The organism is Prosthecobacter sp., assembly GCF_046154365.1.
Taxonomy (GTDB): Bacteria; Verrucomicrobiota; Verrucomicrobiia; order Verrucomicrobiales; family Verrucomicrobiaceae; genus Prosthecobacter.
The window spans coordinates 1-26,369 of sequence record NZ_JBJXFV010000206.1 but is presented as its reverse complement, the minus strand read 5'-3'; the positions used below and the strand labels follow the sequence as shown (position 1 = coordinate 26,369).

The window sequence follows — 26,369 nt, the reverse complement described above, 5'->3', positions numbered from 1 at the left end:
GTGAACTCGACATGGACGTAGCATGCGCCCTTCCACAGGTCCATCTTGCGCCCCGTGCGCTCCATGACCCATGAACCGAGGTTTTGATCCGGCACGAAGAGAATCGGGCGGTCCTTCGGAGCGGCTTCGACGATCTTGTCAGCATTGCCGCTGGTGCAGATGCAGTCGCTCAGCGCCTTCACGTGGCCGCTGCAGTTGATGTAGGCGATCACGTAGTAGTTTTTGGCCGCGTTCGCCTTCAAGAAGGCCTCAAGCTGCGGTCCGGGGCAGCTTTGCTCCAACGAGCAACCGGCGTTCGCATCTGGCAGAACGACGATCTTGCCGGGATTCACGATTTTAGCCGTCTCCGCCATGAAATGCACGCCGCAGAACACAATCACATCCGCTTCGGTCTCTTTCGCTTTGTAAGCAAGGCCGAGTGAGTCGCCCACATAGTCAGCGATCTCCTGGATGGCCTTGTCCTGATAGTTGTGCGCCAGGATCACGGCGTTGCGCTCCTGTTTCAGGCGCTTGATTTCTTCGATGAGGCTGGGGGCGGCGGTGGCGACCATGTTCAAGCATTAGAGCAGACGAACACGGACGCAAGCAGCAGGCACAATCGTCGTTCGACATTCCGCATTCGTCATTCCACATTCAACGGTGACCCAAAAACAGCCCCATCCTCTCCTCGACCTCGCGCTCACCGTCATTCTGCCGTCCATCGTGCTCGAAAAACTCGGGACTCCAGAGCGCCTCGGGCCGTTGTGGGCGCTGATCATCGCCCTGCTGCTGCCGCTGGGCTTTGGCATCTGGTGCTACACGCAGAAGCGTGGTTTGAACTTCTTCTCCGTGCTCGGCCTCATCGCCGTCATTGTCACTGGCGGCCTCGGTCTGCTGCAACTCAATGCGATCTGGTTTGCGGCCAAGGAGGCGATGTTTCCCATCTTCCTCGGCATCGCCTTCCCGTTGAGCCATCGTTGGGGCAAACCGCTCATCAACGAGATGCTGCTCAATCCGCAGGTGATCAATCAACCCGCGCTGCATCAGGCGCTCGACACGCCAGAGAAGCACCACAGCTTCGCCGGTCTCCTCAAACGTGCCTCTTGGGGCATGGTAGGCACGATGCTGCTGTCTTCCGCCGCCAATTTTGCCCTCGCTCTCTGGCTGCTTGGCGACAAAGCACCCGGTAGCCAGGAATACATCAAGGCCATCGGCAGGCTCAATTGGAGCGGCTTCCTCATCATTGGCATCCCGCTCATGGGCGTGACGCTGGCGCTGCTGCTGTGGCTGCTGCGTTCGATCACCCGCCTCACCGGCCTGGAACGGGATGACCTCATGAATCACGGCACCACCGTGCGCAAGCAGGTGAACAACAGCTAAATCAGCGGACAAAAACCGTTTGCCGAACTGGCACGGGTCATTTATAGACTGCGCCCCCGGACTCGCGCGATTAGCTCAGTGGTAGAGCATTACCTTGACATGGTAGGGGTCACAGGTTCGAACCCTGTATCGCGCACCATCTTCGATTGAAGATCACACTTCCGGCTCAAGCGAGGATTTCGCTCACCACCCGTGCCTGCGGATTTTCCACGAGCGTCTGATCGAGGCCATTGCGTTTGTAGCTGAGCTTCTTGGCATCGAGGCCGAAGAGGTGAAGCAGCGTGGCGTGGTAATCGTAGTGATTGACGACATCCTTGACGGCCTTGTGGCCGAATTCATCCGTCTCACCATGTATGTGGCCGGCTTTGAAGCCGCCACCGGCGACCCACATGCTGAAGCCGTAGGTATTGTGATCGCGCCCCACAGTGGTGCGATCTTTGGAGCCGGAGCGGTTTTGAATGACGGGCAGGCGGCCCATTTCACCGCCCCAATGCACGATGGTGGTGTCGAGCAGACCGCGTTGCTTCAAATCGATGACGAGAGCAGCCGCGCCTTGATCCACGTACTTGCACGCGGCGGGCAGCAGCGTGCGGATGTTTTGATGGTTGTCCCAGGTTTGATTGCCGGTGAACAGCGAGACGCAGCGCACGCCGCGCTCGACGAGGCGACGGGCGATGAGGCAGCGGGTGCCGAACTCGGCGGCGGCAGGATTGTCGAGGCCGTAGAGCTTTTTGGTGGCCGCGCTTTCTTGATTGATGTCGAGCGCTTCCTTCGCCGCAGTCTGCATGCGTGCAGCGAGTTCAAAGCTTTGGATGCGTGCTTCGAGATCGGCCTCGCCGGGGCGGGCTTCGAGGTGTTCTTTGTTCAGGCGCTGGACGAAATTGAGGTAGCGGGCCTGCGCATCGCCTTTGAGGCTCAAGGGCGCGTCGAGATTCGGAATGCGCGGCTCTTTGGGCCGAATGACGGTGCCTTGATACAGCGAGGGCAGCCAGCCGTTGCTCCAATTGTCCACGCCAAGCACCGGCAGGCCGCGTGGATCGGTGAGGGCGACGTAGGCGGGCAGGTCCTGGTTCTCGGAGCCGAGTCCATACGTGAACCAACTGCCCAGCGTGGGCCGGCCGCCAGTCACCTGGCCGTTGAGCAGGGCGTAGATCGACTGGCCGTGATTGTTCACGCCGGTGTGCATAGAGCGGATGAGCGTGACGTCATCAACGATGCCCGCGAAGTGCGGCAACAGCTCGCTCACATCCATGCCGCACTGGCCGTGCTTTTTAAATTTCCACGGGCTGCCCATGCATTCGCGGCTGGCACCGGCGGCATCGTCATATTTGACTTCGCCGGGGAAATCCTTGCCGTCGAGGCGGCTGAGTTCAGGCTTGGGATCGAACAGATCCATGTGGCTCGGCCCGCCCTGCATGAACATCGAGATCATCGCCTTCGCCTGACCGAAGCCGTGCGGCGCTTTCGGTTTGAGATCGAAATGACGGGTCGCCGCCTGCTCGCTGGTGGCGAGGAGGTTTTGCTCCTTCAAGATCGTTGCCAAGGCGATGCCGCCGATGCCGTAGGCGGAGCGGTGGAGGATGGAGCGGCGGGTATGGAGCATGGTTCATCTACGCGTGCAATAGGACGGCTCTAACCGATGAGCAAAGCCGACAGGCAGACTTTTGGGCGGCCGCTGGCCGGGCGAGCGCTCAAGAGTCGGGCGGACTGTCGCCACACCCGACACCATTCCGGCGACACACCCAACACAATCTTCCAAGCCGATGCGCGAGATTTCATCTCCACGTCACGTTCGTGATTCTCGAATGCGTCTCTTAATTCCCCTTCTTCTCTGCTCCGTCCTCTCCGCCCGTGCGGCGGTTGATTTCTCTCATCAGATCGTCCCGATCCTGCGCGAGCACTGCGCGGAGTGCCATGCGGGGGACAAAAAGAAGGGCGGGTTCTCATTCAATGACCGGAAGGCGTTGCTGGAGGGCAGTGAAAACGGCCCGGTGGTCGCTGCGGGTAAGGCGGGCATGAGCCGGATGATTGAGGTCATTCTCTCCACCGATTCCGATGAGCAGATGCCGCCGAAGGGCAAACGGGTGCCGGCGGATCAAATCTCGCTGCTGAAGACGTGGATCGACTCGGGGATCGCGTGGGAAGAGGGATTCGCCTTCAAGAAGGCGGCGTATGAGCCGCCGCTGAAGCCACGCTCGCCGACGCTGCCTGCGGCGGTGGATGGGCACACGCATCCGATTGACCGCATCCTGGATGCGCATCTCGCGGTGAAGAAGCAGGCGCGTCCCGCAGCCATTGATGATCACACCTTCCTGCGCCGGGCTTCGCTCGATCTCATCGGCCTGTTGCCGAAGCCGGAGGAAGTGGCGGCGTTTGACCAAGACAAGGCTGCTGACAAACGTGCACGGCTCGTCGAGGCGCTGCTGAAGCGGGACATCGACTACACGGAGCACTGGCTCACCTTCTGGAACGATCTGCTGCGCAACGATTACGGCGGCACGGGATTCATCACCGGCGGGCGCAAGCAGATCAGCAACTGGCTGTATCATGCGCTGATCACGAACCTGCCCTTTGACCAGTTCGTGCGCGAACTCATCGCCCCGCCGAACGATGAGAGCCGGGGCTTCATCGACGGCATCAAATGGCGCGGGGATGTCAGCGCGGGGCAGACGGTGGAGATTCAGTTCGCGCAGAGCGTCTCGCAGAGCTTTCTCGGCATCAACATGAAGTGCGCCTCGTGCCACGACAGTTTCATTGATCGCTGGAAGTTGAGCGAGGCTTACGGACTGGCGGCGATCTATTCAAACCGACCGCTGGAGATTCATCGCTGCGACAAACCCATCGGCCAGCAGGCTGCGGCGGCGTGGTTGTTTCCTGAGATCGGCCAAATCGATGCCAAAGCCGCGCAGCCCGAGCGCCTGAAGCAGCTCGCCGCGCTGATGACGCATCCGCAGAACGGCCGCACGCCGCGCACGATGGTGAACCGCCTCTGGCAGCGCCTCATGGGCCGTGGGATCGTGCATCCGGTCGATTCGATGCAGACGGAGCCGTGGAACGCCGATTTGCTCGACTATCTGGCGACTTACCTCGTGGAGAACGGCTATGATTTGAAAAAGACGCTGGCCCACATCGCCACCTCCCAGGCGTATCAGTCGCACGCGCAGATCGTGACCAAGGAAACCGACGACCACGGCTACACCTATGCCGGACCGAGGGCCAAACGGCTGACGGCGGAGCAGTTTGTGGATGCCATCTGGCAACTCACGGGTGCAGCACCCGCGAAGATGGACGCCAGCGTGCTGCGGGGGAAAGTTGATCCCGCTTTGGCGAAAATGATCACCGTGAAGGGCCAGTGGATCTGGGGCGACAGCGCCAAGCCCGGCAGCACGCCGCCGTCCGGCGAAAGCATCACGGTGCGCAAGACCTTCAAGCTCGACGCCGATCCAGCCAGCGCCAGCGCCGTCGTCACCTGCGACAACGGCTACACTTTGTTCGTGAACAACAAGAAGATCAGTGCCGGGAATGAATGGAGCCAACTCGCCGCCGTGCCGCTGCAAACCGCGCTCAGGAAAGGCGCGAACACGATCATCGCCATCGCCACCAATGCTGGCAACGGCCCCAACGCCGCCGGATTCTTCTTCGACGCCCGCATGCGCGACACGGCAGGCAAAGAAACCTCGATCATCAGCGATGCGTCGTGGGAATGGACCGCCCAAGTCCCTGGCGGCAAGGAAGGCCGCCTCGGTGCCTTTGAAGCGAAGGATTGGAAGCCAGTGACCGTCGTCGAAGCGCTGCCCGTCTGGCAGAAATCCATCGACGCGCAAGCTCCCGCGTTGCTCGCGCAAGGAAGCGCCGGGTCCAATCACATGATCCGCGCTTCTTTGATGAAGGCCAACTTCCTCATGCGCACGCTCGGTCGTCCCAACCGCGATCAAATCGTCTCCACCCGCCCGAACGATCTCACCACCCTCGAAGCCATCGACCTCGCGAATGGCAGCATTTTGGCTGACAGCATCGCCCAAGGAGCCAAACGGCTGCTGGAGACGGCGAAAGGCGATTTCATCACGCCGCTCTACCTGCACGCCCTGTCACGCGATCCGTCCCAAGTCGAACTTGCCACGGCGACAGAACTGCTCGGCGTGACGCCCACGCAGCAAGGCCTCGAAGACCTGCTGTGGGCGCTGTGCATGCTGCCGGAGTTTCAGTTGGTGCGGTAGCATTCCTCTGGCGTCACTAGGTTCTGCTAACGACGTAAAATTCATCTTGTCGAAGACACCGGCCAACGTGTAGTCTGCGGACAATCAACCTTTTATTGCCATGAATCCGCAACAGCCCGGTCAGCCTCAGAATCCGCAGCAACCCCCGCATCCTGGTTCCACACAGCCATTGCCGCCTGGTTACGCGCCACCACCGGGTTACGCACCACCTCCGGGCTACCCGCAGCAGGGCTACCCGCCACAGATGCCGGGTTATCCGCAGGGTTATCCGATGCCGCAGGGCTACCCGCCGCAGATGCCGGGTTATCCACCGGGTTATCCGATGCCGCAGGGCTACCCGCCGCAGATGCCAGGCTATCCGCAGGGTTATCCGATGCCACAGGGCTACCCACCGCAGATGCCGGGCTATCCGCCCGGTTACATGCCTACCATGCCGATGCCGGCAATGATGCCACCGCCCGCGCCCTCCGCCGCGCATGCGCCGGCCAGTGCCGCGATTCCCGTGGCGATGTCCGCGCATGCCGCAGTGGCCCCATCAATCCCAGCACCTTCCGGTGCCGCACCGATGATACCCGAGCCGAGCACGCCGATGGCCATTCCTACCGCTGTCCCGACGGATGATGGCGGTGAACATGCCGTGCTGGTCGAGCATCACGAGGGCGAGGTGTATCATCCGCCCGCGCTCACACACATCGAAGTGGGACCGCCGCCCAACGCGTTCGTGCAGATGTGGCGCAAGGTGGGGGCGAGTTCGCTGCTGGTGAGCATCTTGGTGCATGCCGGGCTCGGCGTGCTGGCGCTATTCATCGTGTTCAGCACCGGGGTGATGGACAAGCAGGTGGATTTCCTGCCCGGCGGCGGCACGGCGCAAGGGGCGAAGGCCAGCGCGGACCTGCAGCACAAGGTGCAGCAGAAGAAGCGCAATTCGATCAACAAGACGATGCCGATGAAGAAGCTGGTGAGCACCAGCATGAACTCGGCGATCACGCTGCCGGAAGCACCGCCGGACGCCTTGGACATGCCAGATGTGAGCGCAATGATGGGCGGCGGAGCCTTGGGCGCGAGCGGTGGCTTCGGCACCGGGGGGGCGGGCGGTGGCTTTGGCAAAGGGATGGGACTGGGTGGTGCGGCAGGCTTTGTGACGCTGCCACCGTCGATGCGGGCACGCTGCTCGACGCAGGAGCGCTTGGAGAAACTGCGGCAGAGCGGTGGCAGTCCCGAATGCGAGGCGGCAGTGAGCGCGTCGTTGGAATGGTTAAAGGGCAAGCAGAACGCCGATGGCTCCTGGGGCCGCAACAACAAGTGCGCGATGACGGGCTTGGCGCTGCTGTGCTATCTGGGCCGCTGTGAAACGCCGGAATCGCCGTTCTACGGGGACAACGTGATGAAGGGCATCATGTTCCTCATTGAGACGCAAAAGACGAACAAGCACAAGATGTTCAGCCAGACGCTCAAAGGCAATGCCCCCGTGTATGAGCATGGCATCGCCACCTACGCGCTAGGTGAGATGTACACGTTGGCCCGCCTTGGCAGTAAATCCCTTCCCGGTATGCGTGAGGCTTTTGAGCAGGGCGTGAAAATCATCATCGACAACCAGCAGGACAGTGGCAGCTGGGTTTATGACACAGAAAACGGCTTCTATGCCGGCAAAAAAAGCCGCGAAGATCTCTCCGTCGCCGGCTGGCAGTTTCAGGCATTGAAGGCCGCCAAGAACACCAGCCTGAAAATTGACGGACTGCACTCCGCCATCACCAAGATGACCAAATATTTCGAAGACAAGCAGACCAAGGACGGCGGGTTCGGCACTACCAATCGTGACGGCGGTTACAATCAGTGGAGTCTCTCCGGCGTGGGTATCCTTGGTTTGCAGACGATGGCCAAGGGTAAGACTGGCCCCATCAAGAAGGGCATCAAGTTCCTGCACGACTTTCTTGAGGCCGAGCCGCTGGACTGGAACAAAAACTGCAACCTCTACTGCTGGTATTATTACACTCAGGCGTTTTTCCAGCAGGGCGGTGAGGATTGGAAGTTCTACAACCAGCAGTTCCTGCCGCAGATTCTCGGTGCGCAGCAGTCGGATGGTTCCTTCAAACGTGGCCGACCTAACATGCCCTCCGGTGATGCGGCGGATGAAATCTATCGCCAGTGTCTGTGCACCCTGCAGCTCGAAGTATTTTATCGCTATCTCAAGGTCGGTGATCGTGAAGAAGACTCGTTCTTCGACAAGTAAGAGATCTGGTCGCCCCCTGGCCCCTTCTTACGCCTCACGCGGCCTGCCGATAACAATGCCCGCATGGCTCTTGATCGCGTTCAGGTACTCGTGCAGCGCCATGTCCACGACCACTTTTTTGTAAGTCGCAGAGGCATGCATGAAACGGCACACGCCAGCACTGTCGCGCAGCGCCAGCCCGACATGCGAGCAATACACATGCGCCCTGTTCGTCACGATGCCGATGATGTCGCCGCTTTGAATGCGCGGCTCGCACGCGGCGACCTGCTGCTTTGGGATAAAATCGAACGGCACCTGTTCCAGTCGTGCTTCGATCTGCCGCAAGGCCGGCACGAGAGCAGGATTTGCCCGGAGGTAGCGGTATAGCTTTGGATTGAGCGACATCTCATCGTTGCTGCGCCCCGTAAGCCGCACCACCGGCCCGACATCACGCGTGACGTTGCGGATGCTGCCGCGTGCGGCGTTGTCCGTGAACCATTCATCCAGGTAGTGAATGCGGTCGAGATAATGGCCGTAGCAAACGCCGCCGCGATAGCGCGTCCATTCGATCTGCCGCACCAGATCCGACGGCGCATACGCACGCTGCCGCTTCGCAATCATGCGCGCCAGGCCCAGTGCGATCTCAAAAAATGTCCAGCAATCAAGGCCGTTGAAGTTCGCCGAGGGCGATTCGATGCGGTCGTCGATCTCCAGCGTCCAGCCGACATACTTGGTGGCACGCAACGCCTGCCCGAACTGCGCCACTCGCGTGCCCATTGGCAGCGCTGCCCAATTTTCCACCACGGCGCGTGCCACGATCTGCCGAAACTTCTCCACGCCGATGAAAGTCACGTTTTGTGGCAGAAACTCCGCCGCTTGCAGCAGATTCGCACTACCGCTCAACAGGCCGAGATGAATGAAATGGCGTCGGTTCATGGTCATCAGGATCAATACACGCTTTCTGCCAGTCCCACATTGGCATTACCGGGAGCGCTGGCATCCAGCCACGATGTTTCCTGCGCCAGTCCGAACTGTTTGGGCACCAGCCGGCACAGTTCCCGGAGCTGGCGGCCCAGCTCGCGTGCAAACGATTCGACGGCCTGCGCGTGACGACCGCGTTGCAGCGGCTGCAGCGCCGCTTGCAGACAGCTTTGCAAATGCACCTCCTGAATGAATGGTTCCAGCCCGTAGCCCACCATCGCGATGGCACGGTCCGTGTTTGTGTCGATGAGCAGCATCACCAGCCGGTTCTCGCCGCCTTTTTCCACCGCGCTCGAAAGCTGGCCGCGATTGAAAATCCAAAACGCATACGGCACCAGCGGTGCCTGCTGCGGCACATCCACCAGCACCGCCGCGATGGCGAGTTGTGGAAACTGCCGCTCCACCTGCGCGATCACCTGCGCCGCACGTTTATGCGCGAAGGCACCCATCACGCCCGCTACATCGGCAATGGGCCGCTGCAACGACGGGGCGATGCCAAACGTGCGGTCTGCCACTTCCAGCGAAAAACCGCACTGCCGGCAGGCAGCGTCGTTTTCAATGGCAGGAGTTCGGCAGGCAGGGCAGCGCACAGGAGGATTGTACAGCTTGCCGCCCCCGGCATGCAAGTCTTACGCCTCTTCCTCCAGCAGTTCCTTTGCGGCGCGGTTGCCGCTTTCGACACCGCCGTTCATAAAGCCGGGGGATTCGCCGCTGGTGTGCTCACCCGCGAAGATGAGTCTTCCATCGAGTTCCGGCGTCGCTGCCGCGCCGTAAACCCAGCAGTACTGGCCTACCAGCGGGCTGGAATAGCTGCCGCGCATCGTCTTCATGCTCGGCCAGTTGAGCATCGTCTTGTTGCCGTCGGCCTTGGCCTTGAGGCCGGGGAAGATGGTGTCGAGTTCGGCGATGTATTTCTCGATGTTCTCCGGGCCGTATTGTGCGCCGATGGTGCCGCCCATGAAGTTGGTGATGATGCCGCTCTCGCCCGCCTGCCCACGGCTGGTCTCCCACACGCTTTGGAAGCTCTTGTCCGCGTACACGCTGCCGTTGCAGAATTCCGTGCGCCCGCCGAAGGGTTTGCGCCAGAGCCGCTCGGTGAAGCCGTACATGACCTTGAGGTTGGTGCCATAGCCCATCTCTTGAATGCAGCGCTGTTTCTCCTCGCTGAGCTTGAGTTCCTTCACCCCGTCGATATTGCGCAAAATGGTGAACGGCAGCGCCATGATGACGTTGGCGTAGCTCGGCGTGAGCAGTTTCGAGTCGGTGGTGAGGCTGAGCTTGATCTTGCCGCCCTCGTCCTGGATGCGCACCAGCTTGTGGCCGCTGTGGAGCTTCACCTTGCCGTTGAGCGCGCGCTGCACCGCCGTTGGCAGCGTGTCGTTGCCGCCGCGCACGCGCCAGGCTTCATCGCTCTCGCCGAAGACCTGGAAGCCGTTGCTGGTGTCGGGATTGATGAAGTCGATGAGGTTCAGCGCGGACTGCTTCTCCGCGTCGAGACCATACTCCGGCACATAGGCCACTTCGAGCATCTGCATGATCCAGCGCTCGGTACCAGCGCCGATGGATTTGAGGTAGTCCTTCAAGCTCACGTTATCGAGCTGCCGCGCCTTCGCGGTGAATTCTTCCTTGTCGTCGTAAAGTCCGTCCGCGTCCGCCGCGATCCTCTTCGCCAGCGGCTCGAAGGCGGCGATGACATCCTTGTCCGTGTAAAACTTCCCGCCGAAGTGGTAGAAATCCACGCCCGCATCACCCTCCTTGAGGTTTTGCAGGTCAACGCCGAGTTCTTTGGCAAGTTCGATGAGATCGGTGTGGTTCGAGTCCACCAGTTCCCCGCCAAGCTCGACGAACATGCCATCCTTGTTGAAATCACGCTTCGTCCACATGCGCCCGCCGAAGCGCTCCTGCGCCTCGTAGAGATGCACTTCCACACCCGCCTGCATCAGGCGGTACGCCGCCGTCAGCCCGCCAATGCCACCACCGACCACGGCCACCGGCCCTTCGATTTTCTTGGTGGGCTTTTTCTCCGCATCCTGGGCCTGCAGGCCCAGGGCGGCGGAGACACCGGCCGCACCGGTGAGACGAATGAAGTCTCGCCGCGTGCGGTGGGGCACCGCGGCTTCGCGCATCGCGCGCATGACAGAACGGAAGAGAGGAGTGCGGCCTGGATTCATGGCTTGGAATGGGTGTGGAGTTCAACAAGAAGGGCGTGGCCCGTCTGGACCACGCCGCAAGGTTTCAACATTCAATTACTCGTCGTTCGTCGGGCCGATGCCGATGAGCCACAGCTTGATGAAGTTCATGATCTGCTGCTTCGTGAGCTGGTTCGCATCGAGCGCGTAGGTGATTTTGCTCGCGGTGCAGGAATCTTCACCGCCGACCTTCGCCATCGTATCCTGATACGTCACTACACCGGTGAGCGAGGGGATGCTGTTGTCCACGGCGAAGAACGCTTCTTCATCATTCGCGCTCTTGAAGGCGTCCGCCTCAGTGCTGGACGGCTTGTTCTTGTCCTCGTTCCAGCGCAGGTTGAACTCATACTGGCCTTTGCCGTTCGATGCGCGGTTCGGATCTTCCACCCACTTGATCGAGCCGGTCACCACATCGTCATACTCCTTGCCGTTGAGCGCATAGTGGAAGCGCACGCCATTGGTCAGCCAGTTCCCCGTTTCATAGTCGAAGTCGAGATTGCCGGTCACGGTGCACTTCGGGTAGCTCTGCGCCGGACCCATGGCTAGCTGCACATTCTCAAAACGCATTGGGTCCACGTTCTTCACCTCGAGCTTCACTTCCTTGCCCTGGAGCTTGCGCACGTAGGACATCACGCCGTCGGTTTTCTTGCCCTTGCCGTAGAGTCGGCCGCCAAAGTTGTCCGTGAACGCGGGAGCACGGCCAATGGCATCGATGCTCACACGGTGCTTGCTCTCGCCCGCGCCTGCCAGCTCATACATGCCCTGGTTGTCGATCGGCACGGTCCCGACCCATTTCCCCACGGTTTTCTTCTGCGTCATGTTCACCGGATTGAGCACGGCGAGATCGAGCGAGTAAAATAGCTGCCCCGGCTGCTCCACGCTGCCGAGAATCTTGCTCGTGAGCAGCGGCTGCCGCTCAACCTTGCCCTTGAACTCCGTAGTCTTGCCCACATTGAGCGCGACCTCATAGACGTCTTTCGCGCCTTTCTCGGGCTTGCCCTCGGCATTCAGGCGTGTGCGGGTGTTGAAGGCGATGTTCACCGTACCGGACACCGCGCCGGGCTGGGTGATTTTTTCCAATTCCTCACCGCGCAGGGCGGTGATGGCGAACACAAACAGCGGAAGAAGACGGAGTGTTTTCATAAGGATCGAATGATGTGCCAGACAGGCCGTGCGGGCCAAGTGTAAATATTCGAATTTATTGCACAAGTTGGATGTTTGGCTCATTCCTTTCCATGCCGCCGCTTCAGCAGCCAGCGCATCACGCTGCGGGGCATCAGCCGGAACAACCTTCCGGCAATCGATACGCCCACCCCTGGAAACACGCACGCCTCACGCTGCTGCAACGCCATTAACGCCCGGCTCACCACCTCAGACGGCGGAATGCGCAGCAGCGACTGTCCTTCGCGGTTCGTGTCCGTCCCATCCTCACGCTTCGCCGTTTGGCTGAAATTCGTCGGCGTCGGTCCCGGACAGACGCAGCTCACAATCACGTTTTTGGGAGCCATCTCAATCGCCAGCGCTTCCGAAAAACTCGTCACATAGGATTTGGACGCCGCATACACCGCCAGATCCGGCATTGGCAGCATGCTGGCCAGTGAACTGACGTTAAGCACACCTGCTGTAGCCATGCTCGCCAGAGCATGGTTCCCGGCGCTCTCGCACAGCAACGGCAGCAACGCATGCGTGAGCATCGTCAGGGCCGTGATGTTCAGCTCGATCTGTGTGCGCGTCTTTTCCGCCGTCGAACTCGCAAAACTGCCGTAGTCGCCCAGGCCGGCGTTGTTGATGAGCAGGTTCGGTCTCACATCATGCGTCTCCAAAAACGTCATCACCTCGTTGCGCCCCGCATCCGTCGCCAAATCGGCCACACAGCAGAGAATCGTCGCGTTGAAGGACGACAGCTCTTGTTTCACCATTTCCAGCGCCTCCGCACGTCTTGCCACCAGCACCAGCGTGTCCGCATGCGGAGCCAGTTGCCGTGCAAACTCCGCACCGAGCCCGCCAGACGCACCCGTGATGACTGCGCGACACTTTTCGAGTTGAAATCCATTCGCCATAAGTAATGCCAGCAGTAACACAGTCACCGCATGACCATCAACCCGCTTTCTGCCCAGAATCCCTTCACCACCAAGGACGGCAGCACCATCCGCAGCATCTTGGATCGCACCAATGCTCCGGTGCAGAACCAATCCCTCGCTGAAGCCACCGTCCCCGTCGGCCAGCCTACCGAGCGCCACTACCACAAGCTCAGCGAAGAATTCTACTTCATCCTCGAAGGGCAGGGGACCATGGAGATCGACGGCGAAACACGCGAAGTCAGCCCCGGCGACGCCATCCTCATCCCTCCCGGTGCCTGGCATCAGATCACCGCCTCTCAGACCCTGCGCTTCCTCTGCTGCTGTGCTCCACCCTACTCGCACGAGGATACCTATTTTGCCAATTTGTGATTTCTTGATAGGAGGGAAGCTGGGCGAGGTTGAACTCGATCTCGCCGTCTCCGATGACGGCCAGCGGGTATGGAGTCGATGGATTTCGTGACCATCTGTTCACTCGAAAGGTTGTCGATGTTGGGAACATCAGTCTCGGACTGCCGCCCCACCACGCAGAGTCGGTTTTTCTGCCTTCGATAATCAAAAATAGAAAACCGTGCGTGACAAGTCACCGTCATTTCGTGTAATTTCACCGCATTGTCATGCCCGCTCCGTCATGCCATCGTCCATCAGGGAAGAGGTTCAGCCTTGTCCAAGGCCCAACCTTCAGCGGAATGACCTCGCGGAATAGGCAATTTTCCCGATTCAGCAGACAGCACTTGGCGAACGTCAGCACGTCGCCCACGCGGACAAGCCAACCTGGACCGTTCCCTCGTCCGGCTTCGACCTCTCGAAACGAGCACCCGCTCTTTGCTGCGGAAACCTCGACCTTGCCCCGCCAGTCCCTGACGTTTCTCCACGAACCCCCGTCGTTGATCAGCGAACCCGCGACGTTTTACCGCGAACTCCCATCGTTTTCGAGCGAATCCGAGACGTTTTCAAGCGAACCCTCGACGTTTTTCAGCCAACCACCATCGCATCTTTGCGAACAGAAGCCGTTTTTATCCGACCCCCCGTCGTTTTCACCCGAACCAGTGCCGTTTTGACCCAAAAACCCCGATTTCACCCACAAAACCAAGAACCAAGAACCACCATCAACCATCAACCATCAACCATCAACCATCAACCATCAACCATCAACCAACCGCCCCACGACCATGCCAGACCAACCCACGCCTCCCACCCCCGAACAACCCGGTAGCGACAAACCCCAGCGCGCGAAGCCCGGCTTCATCAGCAAAGACCTCCTCGACGCCATCGACCTCGCTGAGCAGTGCCAGCGGGAAGCCGCCAAAGATGACACCGCCCCCGCGCTCGCCGAGCGCGACTGGACACCCGCCGACCAGACCACCTTCACCGGTCACATCCAGGCCGCCCACAAGCTCGAGCAAGACATCCACCAAGCCCGTGCCGGCAAAGGCAGCCAGAGTGACGAAGAAACCGCCGCCAAAAAGGAACTCCAGCACGCCCTCGACCCCATCCTCAAAGGCGCCCGCTTCACTTTCCCTGATGACGAAGCCCAGCGCACCGCCTTCGGCAAAGGCATCGCCAACGCCTCCGGTGCTGACCTCCACCGCTACGCCACTTACGCCAGCCAGCAGCTCACCGGCACACCGCCGAAGATCAAGCTCCGCGGCGTCATCGCCGCCGAGATCCAAGCCGTCGCCGACCTCGCCGCCAAATACAAAGACGCCGACTGGGCGCACACCCAGGCCAAAGGCGACGCCAGCGAACTCCTCGCCAAACTCCGCGCCCTCGTGGAAGGCGACCTGCAAACAGAACGCCGCAACCTCCAACACGCCGCCGACCTCGCCTGGACCCACCGCGACCCCGTGAACGCCGTGCAACGCAAAGCCTTTGGTTTGCAGCCGGACCGTCCGTTGGTTTGAAGACCACCATTGATTGCCCGGCAGGAACGATGCGCAAAATAGGTTGCGAAATCCAGCGTTGCACCCAGCCGTCACCTGCCCAGCTTTGACTGCTATGCTATTTGCCTTTGAAACCGTCGTTTGGGGTCGTCGTATAGATGACCTCGACTTCGTGCTTGATGTGGTCGCCGCCTCCGGTTACCAAGGAGTTGAGTTCGCGCAGAACCACCGGGATATTTTGGTGCGGGACGATAATGCAGTCGGAGGTTCGCGGCCTATCAAAGACATTGATGAATTGCTCGGAAAGCTCAAAGAGAAAGGGCGCAATCTGCAACTTGTCAGCCTCGCAGGCGGCACCTTGAGGGACCGCATGGCTTTCTGCGGCGACTTCCGGCCTCCGTATTTGTATGTGGAGGACTGGACCGAGGCGGAGGAAGCGGCCATGGCTTGCGATCCTCCCTTTACGCTGGGCCTGCATCCGCATTGGTTCATGAAGGTGCAGCGCATCTCGCAGGCCGCAGAGCGTCTGGAGAGGTATCGCGAAAAGTATCGCACACAGTTTCCCGAATGGGATTTTCTACGGTTGCTGCCAGATTCCGCACATCTGACCATCGTGGAGGACGATCCGGTGAAGACCATTGAAGCCTACAAAGAGAGTCTTGCAGGCGTGCATTTGAAGGATTGGAGTCCGTCTTATGGCCGCTATTCGCATCGCTATGCGCAGGGATTTGTCACCCTAGGTCAGGGTGTTGCACGGGTGGATGAAGTGCTGGCGAAACTCGAAGAAACCGGTTTCAAGCAATGGGTGGTAGTAGAGCAAGATTTCTCCGACACTACGCCAGCAGAGAGCGTCGTGAAATGTGCCCGCTGGCTGGTCGGTCAAGGCAGTCTTCCAGCGATTAACGAAGAGCGAATCCAGCAACTTTTGCAATTCGAAGCGGCCGCAGCCCAACGAGTTCAAGCCACCCAAGAGCCGAAACACGAACTGCGTTTCCTCAAAAGTATCCTCGCTGCCACCACACGTGGTTCTGCTAAGTTCTATCAGGCAGTCACCGACGCTTTCATTTCTCTTGGCGGCATTGAGGCCGTCAAACTCTTCAGCTATTGGCCAAAGAATGATGACCTGTATTTGATCTCTGCCAGTGGATTGCAGCAGTTCGACAAATTCCCATGGAAGGATCGGCTGAAAGCGTCGAAAAGCCTTTGTGGTGCCGTAACGCAGGATCAGCGAGTTCTTCATTTTGAGCTCACGAAGCCCGAGTACGCTGCGACTTTCGCCGATCCCTTTTTTCTATCCAAGCTCAGCAGGAAAGAAATGATCAGCGTTCCCATCGCCAATTCATCCAACGCTTTTCATCTACGTTTCGTGTTGAACATTTTCCCGAGTGCGAGCGGGTATGAATTGTCGAGCAACGATCTTTCGATTCTCGGCCATCACTTGTCGCGGCTCTCTGAGCATGTGACGGATGATGATTGTTCAGCCGCCGCCGTTGAAACAAGCTTTGACTGCGGCAGGACCAAAACGAAACGCGAATTTCTTCAGAGACTCGTGAGTTTGCTACAAAAGCGTTTTCGTTGTGAAGGCGTGTCTGTGTTTCTTGTGAATGAAACGGGGGATCGGCTAGAACTGTTCGAGCCAGAAGCTACAACGGGGGTTGTTTGGGATTCAGCGCTTCAACTCCATGAGCATTACTATCCACCCGGTGAGGGCATCACAGGATCCGTTTGGAAGAGCGGCGAAGTGCTGCTTCTGCCTGATGTCGCCAGCGAGCCCATTGGCAAAATGCGCAGTCGGGAAATTCGAAAAACACAAGATCGTGATGAATGCTTGCTGGCTCCGATGGCCCGTTTGGGCAGCAAGGCTGCTGGAGTGGTGCGCCTGGCCAACAAGACAGCGATCAAGGGTATTCCTGCATCTACGATGTTTAGGGATGACGATGTGGCCGTTCTGGATTCGATTATACAGGCATCTTTGCCTTACCTCGACCAATTGATCTTCCAGGAGCGTCAATTGAGCGCGATCTCGAGAATGACACACGAATTCCAGGTTCCAGTAGTCGCCATTCGGGGTGCCGCCGATCTCATGCTGAACGCTCTGCAAAAGCAAAAGAAGACGCCTGAAGAACTCTTTGGCGAAGACTACATTGGTGACATCATTCAATGGAGTAAACTCATCGGACGCTTGGCTAATAACGCCCGAGTTTTCTCCAACCGTTCCGGCGGCCTGCCCATTTCTCCATCACGGGTATTGTTGTTGAGCCAAGTAATTGCACCCGTTACCAATCAAGTAAAAATGCTGCTTCGTGAGCGCGGATTTAAGCGTGAATCGATTCACACAGGTGACTTCAAGGCCATCCCTCAGTTGCTAATCGATCGCAACCAGTTCCAACAGGTGTTCTTCAATCTATTGAGCAACTCCATCAAATACGCCGATGACAATGGCTTTCGAGTCCGCATTGAAGGGGGGCAATTTGGCAACGACTATGTAGTTTGGTATGAAGACTGGGGAGCGGGCATTGAGTATGGTATGGCCGAAGTTATTTTCCAGCCGGGCTATCGATCTCGGGATGCGATGACGAGAGATGTGGCGGGACAAGGCATTGGACTATTTGTGGTGAGGGGCATCCTCGAAGCGCACGGTGCCTCCATCCGCGTGACCCATTTCAAGAAACCCCTGCGCTTTGAGATCAGTCTTCCAGGCTCCCTCAGAGCACCCAGGCAAGACGCTACCAAGGCTCAGAGAATCAAGAACCCACTTGAATAGTAGGCAATTCACACCAACACCCTAAAGCATGAGCAAAAGCGTAGTGATAATCGATGATGAACATGGGACCACAGACCTTTATGTGAAGGCCCTTAGAATGGCTGAGTTTGAGGTCCGCCACATAGACAATGTGAAAGATGCGCTTGCGCACTTTCAGGGAGATGGTTCGACTCCAGATATCTATATTCTCGATTTGATGATGCCTCCCGGTGACGAGATCAAACTCGAAGAGTCTGGTTTCGGTCTTTCCACTGGTATTGTGCTGTATCGTCGGCTTCGAGAGAAGCATCCCAATTTGCCGGTCATCATCCTTACAAGTGTCTCAAACCCAGAAATCCTCGGCTTGCTACCACTGGATGATAATACTCGCAGGGAAGCTAAAATTGATGTGATGCCATTTGAACTGGTTGAGAAAATCAAGGAGACTTTGACTTATGACCGCGATAATGCCGCCAGCTTTAATTGAAACGCGAGAGTCTGTCCGCGCGAAATTTGATGCCTTATGGGGTCAGGTTGTCGCAGAATTCGAAGCAAAGCGTGGCAAGATGGATCGACTTACTTGGCGCAGACTCCGGACGCTCGAAGCGCGGGTGCGATTCCATGACGTCATTGAAAGCCCAGCATTGTCTCGTGCCCTGATCAACGACTTGTCCAGTTGGGCCATTTCTTGTGGACGCGATGCGTTCCCTTACCTTTATCGTCTCGAATTACCGCCTCATGATATGCGTGTCCGCGAAGTCGCGAAGGCTGCACGGCTTGAGCTGAGGGCCGTGTTCGACGAAATAGAACCCGAGACCGCATGGACCGACGCCCTCTCCCAGGAGCAGGATGACCTGATCATGAAGCGGCTTGAGCAGGGACTCAATGACGATGAGACAGTGAGGCTGGAAGAACTCAAAGCGCTTCATGAAGCCCACCTAGCCCCTCTGGATCGGCAGTTCGTCGATGCAAACAAGAAACACATCCAGCGGATCGAGGACCTCATCGCCGAGATCACCGCTGAGTGCGCGACCTCGACACAGCCTTGACCAACTCTGTGCATCTCTCCCGATATGTCTGCTGGCAAACGTCCTACCTTCGCCTATCCCACCGAGCCGCACCATCCCACGGAACCAGACCAGCGCAGGCACAAGCCGCCCGTTAGGACCGATTACCGCCGCTACAAGGAGTATCTGCGAGACGAGTTCGTCTTCACCTGTGTCTATTGCCTCATGCGGGAAACGTGGACGGGATCACCTGCTACCTTTGGTGTCGAGCATTTCCACCCGAAGTCGAAGGCACCTGAGTTGATCTCCACCTACACCAACCTGCTGTATGTCTGCAATTTCTGCAACAGCGCCCGTGGCAACCGTCCCATGTCCCCGGCATTGCACCCTGAAATCAATCCCTTTGGCGCGCACCTTGAAATCATAAACGACGGCACCGTGAAGCACAGAACCGAAACAGGATTGGCGCTCATAGATTTATTGAAGCTCAATCGCCCAGAGGTGGTGACCCATCGCCTGCGGATGCTGAAACTTTATCAACTTCTGATGGCGACGAGGAAGCTGCCAATTCTCGGCCACTTGTCTCGCGAAGCATTGACGCTGTTTTTCGGCTTCCCGCAGCCGATGTTTGATCTGAGCACTCAGAAAGGCGCAGTGAATCCCTATTGCCGCCGCACGGACAGGCCCCCGTGGTATTGACTCTTCAAGAGTTCATTCCTTCTCTCAGTGCGAAGATGACCTTGGACATGGATTAGCAAGCCTTGCGAGCAGCGTAGGCGCGGTGGCGTTCGGCCAAAAAAGCGTCCCAATCGATCTCATGACCTTCTCCTCGATCCAGAGAGTCGGCAGCTGCCTGAATGTCGCGGCGGAGGGCTTCCAGCTTGATCTTGTCAGTCTCGCTGAGGTTGGAAAGGTCTGGAGCTGTCTCTTCGACGTGAAGAACCCGAAGTGGATATTCCTGCTGAAGATCAGCAAAAAGCTCCTGAACTTCATCAGGGGCGAGCTGGTCAATCTCTTGGCGGATGTGTTCGACGGTGGCGCTCATGTTGGGTTGATTGTATCAAGCTCGGGCTGATTTGTCGAGAGGTAGCATCAGCACCCAGGTGGACAAAAATAACCCCGCCCGAGGCCTTGCGGCGTATCGGACGGGGATCAGATCAACGGTATGATCATAGAGCGAATGGATAAAGGAATCAGCGCAGTGAGTCGTCTCCCCTCACCTGCTGAGTGAGCTGGCGAAGCGCCTCCAGCATGGCTTCCCTGGCTCCAGGCTCGCGCTTGGCACGCAAAGAGGCGGTGCAGTTCCCTTCCCTATGGCTGAGCTGGATCATGTTGCTGGTGCGGGATTTCTTTTTCCGTGTCTGTTCACTGTCCTGACGGGTGCGGAAATTCGTGATGCGGGCACGGATGCTGGGCGTGCTCTCCCCTGCTGCTGCTGCGGCAACAAGTTCCTCCTGGAACTGGGAGTCATCGACCTGGGCGATACGCTGAGCGACTTCATAACCGATGCCGGGTGTGTGACGCAGTTCCTCCTGGAGACGTGCGGGCAGTTCCAGTATGCGCAGCATGCCGCTCATCCACTGCTCACTCTTCCCTATCTGGGCAGCCAGCTCGCGCTGGGTGGCGACGGCACCGGAGTCGAGGAGGGTGCGGAGTGTCTCTGCCAGCTCGATAGCGGGGATGTTCTCGCGCTGGATGTTGGAAATGAGACTTTTAAAACGACGAGTGATCTGGTCGTCGGACTCGCGCACGATGACTTCGAGTTCGGTGAGGCCCACGGCTTTCGCGGCGCGGAAGCGGCGGTGGCCGGTGAGGATGCGGTAGTGGTCGCCATCCTGGGTGACGGTGATGGGTTCGATGATGCCGTGACGACGCACGGACTCGATCATGTCGTCCATGTTATGGAAGACTTTTCGTTCGTTGTTTGGGTCTTCTTGAAGACGGTCGATGCTGACGATGAAGCGGCCTCGTTTCGGCAATCCGCCAGTGAGGCCGGACTTCACGAGATCGAGACGGCTTTTGCCTTCGGGTAGTTTGGTCATGCTGTTGGGACGGCGGCGGCATCAGACGGTGAGGTGATGGTCGGCACCTCAGGTAATGCTGCCTCCGGTTGGGCCTGCGGCCCGTGAGTGAATAATTCCCGCACCTCTTCGACGAGGGCGGCCATGTCCTGCGATCCTTTGGAAAGCGGACGATAGTGGAAGATGCTGCCTCCATTCTCGTCCACCTGCGCCAACCATCCGCAAGAGCGTATCTCGCTGCGTGCGGATGGGATGCTGTCATCCGCAAGCAGGGTGAGCACACGCTTTCTCAGGCCTGGCAGGCGCGTGAGATTACTCAGCACATGCAACATGTGGAAGTCAGCATTTGAGCGCAGCTTGACGAGCAGCTTGTAGATACTGGCGTAGCTCCTCACCGCCTTCGTGCTCTCGAATGGGACGATGAAGGCATCTGCTGGAAAGATGGCGTTTTCCATGATCGGCGAGATTTGGTTCGGCGAGTCGATGACGATGTAGTCGAATCGGTCGGCGATGTGCTCCTCGGCGAGCAACTGCGTGAGCATGGACGGATAGCCCTCAGTCTGGCTGATCTCGCGCCCGAGGTCTTCGAGGCCGTCGGCGCTGGCGACAAAGGAGAGGCCCTCAAAGCCCGTAGGCTGGATGACCTCGCTGAGCGACTGCTGCCGCGTGAGCGCGGCCACGAGCGTGCCCTCCGACGTGAGGCCATCCCCTGCGGCGAGCCATTGCGTGACCTGCGCCTGGGGATCGAGATCCATGAGCAAGGTGCGATGCCCGTGCCTTGCGAGACCGCTGGCGAGGTTCATGGCGATGGTGCTCTTGCCGCAACCTCCCTTGGCATTGATGACGGTGATGATGTTCATGGGGTTGGTTTGAATGATTGGCTGTTAAATTCGGCGTCCCACTGCCAGAAGTCCGGCAGGCGGAAGAACTCGCGGAAGGCGCTGAGGCGGGCGGTTTCGGTATCGAAATGCTCCAGCGCCCGGCGAGACCAGGGCTTCGGGTCGGCGGTCAACTCGGCGCGTGCGCTCTCCCGCTTGGCGATGAAGCCTGCGAAGTCATCCTGGCGTGTGACTCGCATGTCGGCCTCACGTTCCGCCAGCCAGCGAAGCCATGCGGAACGGTGGGTCTGCTCGTGCTGCTCTCGCTGCTGAGTGATGCTGGCAAGCTGCCCGTGGAGCCGCTGCTTTTCCATCTGCACGAGGTAGGTATCGCCGAGCTGACGGATCGCGAGTGTGAGCGATGGGAACGGGTTGCGCTGATCGCGGGCCAGGTGACCAAGAGTGCGGCCCCATTCACCGGGAGTGCTCTCCCCTGCGGAGGCTCTCATGAGTCTCTGCACGAAGGTCTCGGCGGCCTGTGCCTCGCGTGGCGACGGTTCATTCACCGGCTCGCCGCGATTCCCGCCGTAGGCTGCGTAGAAACACCGAGCGAACTCCCAGCCTGCCGTTCCCGAAACTTCGGCTGACCGAAGTTTGATCGGTGCAGGCCATTTCTGCTCGATGGCACGACGGAGCAGTCCTGCTGGACTCCGCGCCGGTGCCCGCTGCGGGAGCCATGCGATCTGATCTTCGATGCCCTGCCTGTTGTGCTCGCGGATGAGTTTTTCGGCTGTCTTTTCGCTGAACCCAAAGGCGATGAGTTTTTGATGAAGTCCGGTGTCAGCCGCTTGCTGGCTGTTTCCTGTTTCATTTCCTGGTTTCGTTTTAATGTTGGTTCGTTTTTCCGACTGATCGGCTGGTTCGGAAATCTGACCGATGCTGGTTTGATTTTCTGACCGTTCCAGCGCTGGTTCGCTTTTCTGACCGATAGGATAATCGAACCAGCGGAGAGCATACACAGCGCGGCGTCTCTCCGTGGCTTCGGGGCTGAATACACCGCTCTCCAGACGGACGATGTAGTTCTTTTCCAAAGCGATGCGGATGGCCTTGGCGAGATCGGAACGGCTGCCAAAGCGGGCATAGTTTTCGATCTGCTGATAAGAGAGGGCGACCTGCTGACGGCGGCGGCCATGTTTGGCCTGAAAGCCGATGCTGTGGCGGATGATCGATCCGACCACCTTGATGACGGATAACGGCTCATTCGGAATGAGTACATCAAAGAACTCATTCGGGATGTCGGTGCGATTGCCCTCGTCCTCGAAGAAACCTTGGAATGTCTCAAGGCGAGTTGTGTAAGGGGCTGATGACCAGCAGAGCTGGTAACAAGCGGATTGCCCCGCGTCGTGAGCGTGCTTGGCTCTGCCAGCCGTCACGCATTCGATGAGATGTCCTTCCAAAGCACTATCCAAAGCCCCTCGAATCATGTCGCGACTCACTCCGGCTTTTCTTTCCAAATCGGAGTATGTCACCTCGATCTGCTCCTCCTGCGGGTTTCCGTTCGCATCGCACCAGCCGAGTGTCTTGCGTAGCAGATAGCCCACGATCCTCACCACACCCCGAGAGAAGTTTGGGATCACCACATCGAAGAACTGATTCGGCGTGTAGGTGGTGTTGGAGGTAGGAGCTTTGAATCCCTCAAACGCTGAAATCACCGGCTCTTGCGCCTTGGATGTTACAAGCATGACTTTTCGATCCAGCATGCCCTGCATGGCTGCTAGAGCCGGATTACCGGCTGCTCCTGCTCAGCCTCGACCTTTGATTGCTGCTCCAAGAGCCATTTGGAATACCATCTGAGGATGGCATTGATGATGAAACTCCGGCTGCGCTGCTGCTCGCGAGCCAACCCGTCAATAAACTCCAGCACATCACTCTCGAACTTCACACCCGCTGATTTGCGCACGATTCTTTCCATGCCCTCATCATACCATGAAGGTGACCGGGCGTGTCACATCGCCCTGTGGATAACGTGAAACCCGTGACTTCGGTCAGCCGAAGTTTTTTCCCGAACCCTAGCCCCCGCGTGGCCGGTGGCGGAGACTGGGCAAGTCCTCGTGGAAAGGCGGGGAGGAACTGGCCCTGCATCCGGCATTGGTGACGCGGCCAAGGCTGGCCGGGGCAACGGCTGGTCTGCCATTCGGACGACGCAGGCGTCGATGCCAGACGAGCCGTTGGTGGTGGGGGGAGGACTCACGTGCATGGGTGAACGCTGAAAGCGCGGCATGGAAGGCGGAGCCTGCGGTTGGCTGGCAGCGATCACTGATGCACCACGGAAAGCGGTGGAGTGAGCTGGATTGAGGATCGAGCGAGCTGAGGCGGTTTCAAAAGGGAGCGGTATTGCAGATAGTGCTCATCGTGATTCCTGGTAGATCCGTTGTCCTCGTTTTCACTTGTGATTGAGCCTTAATTCTTATCTAGGCAAGGCGGCAGCCGCTCGCGGATGCGCTCGGCGTAGTGGATGTCGCGGGTGGCTCCATTAAAAGCGGGCGTGAAGTAGACGTGCTGAAAACCGTGCGCGATGGGACCGCAGCTCGCGCTCATGCCGAGACGCCCTTTTCCACCTCCGCCGCCAGCCGTACACACACCTCCTGGATCACATCCTCCGCCGCATGCGCATCCCGCAGCAGTCCGCCCACAAACGCGCCGAGCCGATGCCGGTCATGGATAAACTCGGCAGCCGCACGCTGGATGATTTCGGATTCACGGGACATTCAAAGGGATGTTCCATGAACTCGCGAAACTGCGGCCAGTTTTCCGAAGCGAACGAGGTTCCGCAGAGGAGAATCGCGGCGAGGAGGAAATGATGGACTTTGGGTATCATGGTCGGTCAAAGGGATGTTCCATTGGCCGATCAAATGTGGGCAACAAAATGGTTGCGGTGTCCGCTAGATCACTTCCGCACAAAGCGGTGGACTCGTGCCAAGATGCGCTGCCTACAGCTTCTGCTGCATCCACGCGAGTCCGTGGCGGTTGCTTTGCTCCTCCTCGCTGAGGATCTGCGCCGTTTCTTTGCCGCTTACGCTCGGGACTGCGCCTTTGGGCGGATTCGCTCGCACGCGTTGCATCGCGGCGTCGAGGTGCGTGGCTTTACGTTTGGGGAAGGTGGCGAAGTAGCCATCGGTGAGGCACGGGATACGCAGCGGATCGCGCGTGGCCATTTCGAGATTGATGACGATGCCGGGATTGGCTTTGCGCAGGGCTGCGATCATGCGCGGCAGGTCGAGCATGCCGGTGCCGAGGGGAACTTCGCTGAGCAGGAAGCCATCGTCGCTCGGTTGCACGGCCATGTCTTTGAGATGCACGCTGAGGGCGAAGGGCGCGAGGGCTTCGACGACCGCGTGCGGTTCCTCCAGAAGAGCGAGGTTGTTGCCGGTGTCCACGAGGACACCGATCCACTCGCTGCTGATGGCCTTCATCATGCCGACCAGCTCCTCCGTGGTGTGATCCTTGTGATTTTCGATGGCGAGCTTCAGCCCGTGTTTTTTCAAAATGGGCTCGATGAGCGCCAGAGTGCGTTTGGCTTGCTCGTGGAACTCATGGAAAGCCTCCAGGCTCTGAAACGCCTCGTAGCGCCGACCATTGGTGAACACGGCCCGAGCCACCGTTGCGCCTGCTTCGCGTGTTTGAAGCACTTCGGCCTCAAAAACCGCTAAATCGGCCTCTGACTTCGGCAAACGCAGCTCGCCCTCGTAATAACCGCCGGTTTGTTCAACGAGATCGCGAATCGTTTTCGGCTCGCAGCCCCGCAGCGGCGACTGCACGCCCTCCGCGCCGAGTTCGCGGGCGTAGCGATAGAAGTCGGCGGCATTGGTCGGCTGGGTGAGTTTCCAGCGTTGATGGCAAGAAAACGTGCAGATGCCAAGCCGGCTTTTTTCCGCACCCGAGGCCGCCAGGAGCGAACGGGCGACGACCAAAGATGCCGAAGTCAGAAAATGGCGGCGGTTCATGCGAGCACGGCTTTGAGTTCGGTATCCCAAGGTGCGCGATAGGGGCGCTGAAGCATGGCGCTGGCTTCTTTATCACTGGTGATGTCGTTGGCAGCGGCATCCCACACGACTTTGCGACCGGTGCGGGCGCTGATGTTGGCGAGGTGGCAGGTGGTGCTGACCCAGTGGCTGCTGGCGAGGTCGGAGTTCGGTGTTTTGCGGGTCTTCACGCAATCGAGGAAGTTCTTCGCGTGCTCGACATACATCCCTTTCCAATCGCCAGTCTTGTCCTCAGCCTTTTCGCACCAGAAATCGCCCTCGGGCTCTGGCGCGGGCTGCGGGCCGCCGACGGGATGTCCGCCGATGATGTGGGCGAAGGCGTTCACGGGATCGATCTTCTTGTCGGGCAGGATTTCAAATCCATCGCGTCCGAGCGTCATCGTGCCCTTCGTGCCCATGAAGGTGAGCGCGCCCATGCTGCTCGCTCCAGCACCAGCGGCGCATTCGCGGAACTGCACGACGGTGTTGAACTTCGGATACTCGATGATGGCGTCCTGCGTGTCGGGCACCTCGCCGTTGTCTTTGAGAAAAAGGCGTCCGCCGCTGCTGCTGACGGCCTTGGGTGCCTGGATGTCGAAAATCCAATGCACGATGTCGAGCGAGTGATGGCCGAGATTCGTCATCTGGCCGCCGCTGTAGTCCCAGAACCAGCGGAAGTGATAGAGGGCGCGGTTCGCATTGTAGCGGCGCTGCCGCGCGGGGCCGAGCAGCATGTCCCAATCGAGGTCGGCGGGCGCATCGCCATCCGGCGGGTTGCCGATGCCGGGCATGACGTTGCGGAAGAAATTGCACTGCACGCTGACGATGTCGCCGATGGCGCC

At 59.0% G+C, this 26,369-nt stretch carries 24 protein-coding genes and 1 tRNA gene; 10 read left to right on the top strand and 15 right to left on the bottom strand.

What is annotated here, in order from left to right:
* Window positions 1–551, bottom strand: a 551-nt coding sequence (locus ACKVY0_RS26390) for a quinolinate synthase (protein ID WP_409217862.1), incomplete at its 3' end; no start/stop codon positions are given.
* Between the two features lie 88 nt (window positions 552–639).
* Here ACKVY0_RS26390 and ACKVY0_RS26385 point away from each other — a divergent pair.
* Together ACKVY0_RS26385 and ACKVY0_RS26380 are read left to right on the top strand one after the other, a co-directional pair.
* Entirely contained in the window at window positions 640–1,359 is a 720-nt protein-coding gene (locus ACKVY0_RS26385; RefSeq protein WP_409217861.1) for a VC0807 family protein, read from the top strand.
* 64 nt (window positions 1,360–1,423) lie between these two features.
* A tRNA-Val gene (locus ACKVY0_RS26380) sits at window positions 1,424–1,498 on the top strand.
* A gap of 27 nt (window positions 1,499–1,525) precedes the next feature.
* Here ACKVY0_RS26380 and ACKVY0_RS26375 read toward each other — a convergent pair.
* On the bottom strand, window positions 1,526–2,962 hold the full coding sequence (locus ACKVY0_RS26375) for a DUF1501 domain-containing protein (RefSeq protein WP_409217860.1): 1,437 nt from the start codon (window positions 2,960–2,962) through the stop codon (window positions 1,526–1,528).
* Window positions 2,963–3,164: 202 nt separating this feature from the next.
* Here ACKVY0_RS26375 and ACKVY0_RS26370 point away from each other — a divergent pair, with 202 nt between their 5' ends.
* Both ACKVY0_RS26370 and ACKVY0_RS26365 read left to right on the top strand, forming a co-directional pair.
* A complete protein-coding gene (locus tag ACKVY0_RS26370) occupies window positions 3,165–5,576 on the top strand; it encodes a DUF1549 domain-containing protein (RefSeq protein WP_409217859.1) in 2,412 nt (803 codons plus the stop codon).
* Between the two features lie 100 nt (window positions 5,577–5,676).
* On the top strand, window positions 5,677–7,806 hold the full coding sequence (locus tag ACKVY0_RS26365) for a hypothetical protein (RefSeq protein ID WP_409217858.1): 2,130 nt from the start codon (window positions 5,677–5,679) through the stop codon (window positions 7,804–7,806).
* Window positions 7,807–7,833: 27 nt separating this feature from the next.
* Here ACKVY0_RS26365 and ACKVY0_RS26360 read toward each other — a convergent pair whose 3' ends face one another.
* The 5 genes from ACKVY0_RS26360 to ACKVY0_RS26340 form a co-directional block, all read right to left on the bottom strand.
* Window positions 7,834–8,721, bottom strand: coding sequence for an N-acetylmuramoyl-L-alanine amidase-like domain-containing protein (locus tag ACKVY0_RS26360; RefSeq protein ID WP_409217857.1), 888 nt, complete (start codon window positions 8,719–8,721; stop codon window positions 7,834–7,836).
* 11 nt (window positions 8,722–8,732) lie between these two features.
* Window positions 8,733–9,281: a TPM domain-containing protein gene (locus tag ACKVY0_RS26355; RefSeq protein WP_409217856.1), complete on the bottom strand. Its 549-nt coding sequence runs from the start codon at window positions 9,279–9,281 to the stop codon at window positions 8,733–8,735.
* Window positions 9,282–9,395: 114 nt separating this feature from the next.
* Window positions 9,396–10,937: a flavin monoamine oxidase family protein gene (locus tag ACKVY0_RS26350; protein ID WP_409217855.1), complete on the bottom strand. Its 1,542-nt coding sequence runs from the start codon at window positions 10,935–10,937 to the stop codon at window positions 9,396–9,398.
* Between the two features lie 75 nt (window positions 10,938–11,012).
* Window positions 11,013–12,098: a hypothetical protein gene (locus tag ACKVY0_RS26345; protein WP_409217854.1), complete on the bottom strand. Its 1,086-nt coding sequence runs from the start codon at window positions 12,096–12,098 to the stop codon at window positions 11,013–11,015.
* A gap of 80 nt (window positions 12,099–12,178) precedes the next feature.
* Window positions 12,179–13,042 carry an SDR family NAD(P)-dependent oxidoreductase gene (locus tag ACKVY0_RS26340; RefSeq protein WP_409217853.1) on the bottom strand — a complete coding sequence of 288 codons (864 nt, stop codon included), beginning with the start codon at window positions 13,040–13,042 and terminating at the stop codon, window positions 12,179–12,181.
* A gap of 3 nt (window positions 13,043–13,045) precedes the next feature.
* Between ACKVY0_RS26340 and ACKVY0_RS26335 the strand changes: the two genes are divergently transcribed.
* The 6 genes from ACKVY0_RS26335 (at window position 13,046) to ACKVY0_RS26310 (ending at window position 19,365) form a co-directional block, all read left to right on the top strand.
* Entirely contained in the window at window positions 13,046–13,405 is a 360-nt protein-coding gene (locus ACKVY0_RS26335) for a cupin domain-containing protein (RefSeq protein WP_409217852.1), read from the top strand.
* Window positions 13,406–14,205: 800 nt separating this feature from the next.
* Window positions 14,206–14,937, top strand: coding sequence for a hypothetical protein (locus ACKVY0_RS26330; protein ID WP_409217851.1), 732 nt, complete (start codon window positions 14,206–14,208; stop codon window positions 14,935–14,937).
* A gap of 94 nt (window positions 14,938–15,031) precedes the next feature.
* Window positions 15,032–17,680 carry an ATP-binding protein gene (locus ACKVY0_RS26325; RefSeq protein WP_409217850.1) on the top strand — a complete coding sequence of 883 codons (2,649 nt, stop codon included), beginning with the start codon at window positions 15,032–15,034 and terminating at the stop codon, window positions 17,678–17,680.
* A 28-nt stretch (window positions 17,681–17,708) separates the two neighbouring features.
* Window positions 17,709–18,146 (top strand): response regulator, encoded by a 438-nt coding sequence (locus ACKVY0_RS26320; RefSeq protein ID WP_409217849.1) that lies wholly within the window; start codon window positions 17,709–17,711, stop codon window positions 18,144–18,146.
* Window positions 18,127–18,708, top strand: a complete 582-nt coding sequence (locus tag ACKVY0_RS26315) for a hypothetical protein (RefSeq protein WP_409217848.1) — start codon at window positions 18,127–18,129, stop codon at window positions 18,706–18,708. The genes ACKVY0_RS26320 and ACKVY0_RS26315 overlap by 20 nt, the downstream gene beginning before the upstream one ends.
* A gap of 24 nt (window positions 18,709–18,732) precedes the next feature.
* The gene (locus ACKVY0_RS26310) at window positions 18,733–19,365 is read left to right on the top strand and encodes a hypothetical protein (RefSeq protein ID WP_409217847.1); all 633 of its coding nucleotides are present in this window, start codon (window positions 18,733–18,735) and stop codon (window positions 19,363–19,365) included.
* Between the two features lie 52 nt (window positions 19,366–19,417).
* Here ACKVY0_RS26310 and ACKVY0_RS26305 read toward each other — a convergent pair whose 3' ends face one another.
* The 8 genes from ACKVY0_RS26305 to ACKVY0_RS26270 form a co-directional block, all read right to left on the bottom strand.
* On the bottom strand, window positions 19,418–19,711 hold the full coding sequence (locus ACKVY0_RS26305) for a hypothetical protein (RefSeq protein WP_409217846.1): 294 nt from the start codon (window positions 19,709–19,711) through the stop codon (window positions 19,418–19,420).
* 148 nt (window positions 19,712–19,859) lie between these two features.
* Entirely contained in the window at window positions 19,860–20,708 is an 849-nt protein-coding gene (locus ACKVY0_RS26300) for a ParB/RepB/Spo0J family partition protein (protein WP_409217845.1), read from the bottom strand.
* Window positions 20,705–21,547 carry a ParA family protein gene (locus ACKVY0_RS26295; protein ID WP_409217844.1) on the bottom strand — a complete coding sequence of 281 codons (843 nt, stop codon included), beginning with the start codon at window positions 21,545–21,547 and terminating at the stop codon, window positions 20,705–20,707. Before ACKVY0_RS26295 ends, ACKVY0_RS26300 begins: the two co-directional genes overlap by 4 nt.
* Window positions 21,544–23,247 carry a hypothetical protein gene (locus tag ACKVY0_RS26290; protein ID WP_409217843.1) on the bottom strand — a complete coding sequence of 568 codons (1,704 nt, stop codon included), beginning with the start codon at window positions 23,245–23,247 and terminating at the stop codon, window positions 21,544–21,546. Before ACKVY0_RS26290 ends, ACKVY0_RS26295 begins: the two co-directional genes overlap by 4 nt.
* Before the next feature lie 32 nt (window positions 23,248–23,279).
* The gene (locus ACKVY0_RS26285) at window positions 23,280–23,477 is read right to left on the bottom strand and encodes a hypothetical protein (RefSeq protein ID WP_409217842.1); all 198 of its coding nucleotides are present in this window, start codon (window positions 23,475–23,477) and stop codon (window positions 23,280–23,282) included.
* Between the two features lie 622 nt (window positions 23,478–24,099).
* The gene (locus tag ACKVY0_RS26280) at window positions 24,100–24,273 is read right to left on the bottom strand and encodes a hypothetical protein (RefSeq protein WP_409217841.1); all 174 of its coding nucleotides are present in this window, start codon (window positions 24,271–24,273) and stop codon (window positions 24,100–24,102) included.
* A 222-nt stretch (window positions 24,274–24,495) separates the two neighbouring features.
* A complete protein-coding gene (locus ACKVY0_RS26275) occupies window positions 24,496–25,509 on the bottom strand; it encodes a sugar phosphate isomerase/epimerase family protein (RefSeq protein ID WP_409217840.1) in 1,014 nt (337 codons plus the stop codon).
* Window positions 25,506–26,369: Gfo/Idh/MocA family oxidoreductase (locus tag ACKVY0_RS26270; RefSeq protein WP_409217839.1), on the bottom strand; the 864-nt coding region annotated here is incomplete at its 5' end. The genes ACKVY0_RS26270 and ACKVY0_RS26275, both read right to left, overlap by 4 nt.

Coding starts and splice junctions, on each gene's coding strand:
- ACKVY0_RS26375 (WP_409217860.1), bottom strand. CDS start 2,962: ATGCTCCATACCCGCCGCTCCATCCTCCACCGCTCCGCCTACGGCATC.
- ACKVY0_RS26370 (WP_409217859.1), top strand. CDS start 3,165: ATGCGTCTCTTAATTCCCCTTCTTCTCTGCTCCGTCCTCTCCGCCCGT.
- ACKVY0_RS26365 (WP_409217858.1), top strand. CDS start 5,677: ATGAATCCGCAACAGCCCGGTCAGCCTCAGAATCCGCAGCAACCCCCG.
- ACKVY0_RS26360 (WP_409217857.1), bottom strand. CDS start 8,721: ATGAACCGACGCCATTTCATTCATCTCGGCCTGTTGAGCGGTAGTGCG.
- ACKVY0_RS26350 (WP_409217855.1), bottom strand. CDS start 10,937: ATGAATCCAGGCCGCACTCCTCTCTTCCGTTCTGTCATGCGCGCGATG.
- ACKVY0_RS26345 (WP_409217854.1), bottom strand. CDS start 12,098: ATGAAAACACTCCGTCTTCTTCCGCTGTTTGTGTTCGCCATCACCGCC.
- ACKVY0_RS26335 (WP_409217852.1), top strand. CDS start 13,046: ATGACCATCAACCCGCTTTCTGCCCAGAATCCCTTCACCACCAAGGAC.
- ACKVY0_RS26330 (WP_409217851.1), top strand. CDS start 14,206: ATGCCAGACCAACCCACGCCTCCCACCCCCGAACAACCCGGTAGCGAC.
- ACKVY0_RS26325 (WP_409217850.1), top strand. CDS start 15,032: ATGCTATTTGCCTTTGAAACCGTCGTTTGGGGTCGTCGTATAGATGAC.
- ACKVY0_RS26320 (WP_409217849.1), top strand. CDS start 17,709: ATGAGCAAAAGCGTAGTGATAATCGATGATGAACATGGGACCACAGAC.
- ACKVY0_RS26315 (WP_409217848.1), top strand. CDS start 18,127: ATGCCGCCAGCTTTAATTGAAACGCGAGAGTCTGTCCGCGCGAAATTT.
- ACKVY0_RS26310 (WP_409217847.1), top strand. CDS start 18,733: ATGTCTGCTGGCAAACGTCCTACCTTCGCCTATCCCACCGAGCCGCAC.
- ACKVY0_RS26305 (WP_409217846.1), bottom strand. CDS start 19,711: ATGAGCGCCACCGTCGAACACATCCGCCAAGAGATTGACCAGCTCGCC.
- ACKVY0_RS26300 (WP_409217845.1), bottom strand. CDS start 20,708: ATGACCAAACTACCCGAAGGCAAAAGCCGTCTCGATCTCGTGAAGTCC.
- ACKVY0_RS26295 (WP_409217844.1), bottom strand. CDS start 21,547: ATGAACATCATCACCGTCATCAATGCCAAGGGAGGTTGCGGCAAGAGC.
- ACKVY0_RS26290 (WP_409217843.1), bottom strand. CDS start 23,247: ATGCTTGTAACATCCAAGGCGCAAGAGCCGGTGATTTCAGCGTTTGAG.
- ACKVY0_RS26285 (WP_409217842.1), bottom strand. CDS start 23,477: ATGGAAAGAATCGTGCGCAAATCAGCGGGTGTGAAGTTCGAGAGTGAT.
- ACKVY0_RS26280 (WP_409217841.1), bottom strand. CDS start 24,273: ATGTCCCGTGAATCCGAAATCATCCAGCGTGCGGCTGCCGAGTTTATC.
- ACKVY0_RS26275 (WP_409217840.1), bottom strand. CDS start 25,509: ATGAACCGCCGCCATTTTCTGACTTCGGCATCTTTGGTCGTCGCCCGT.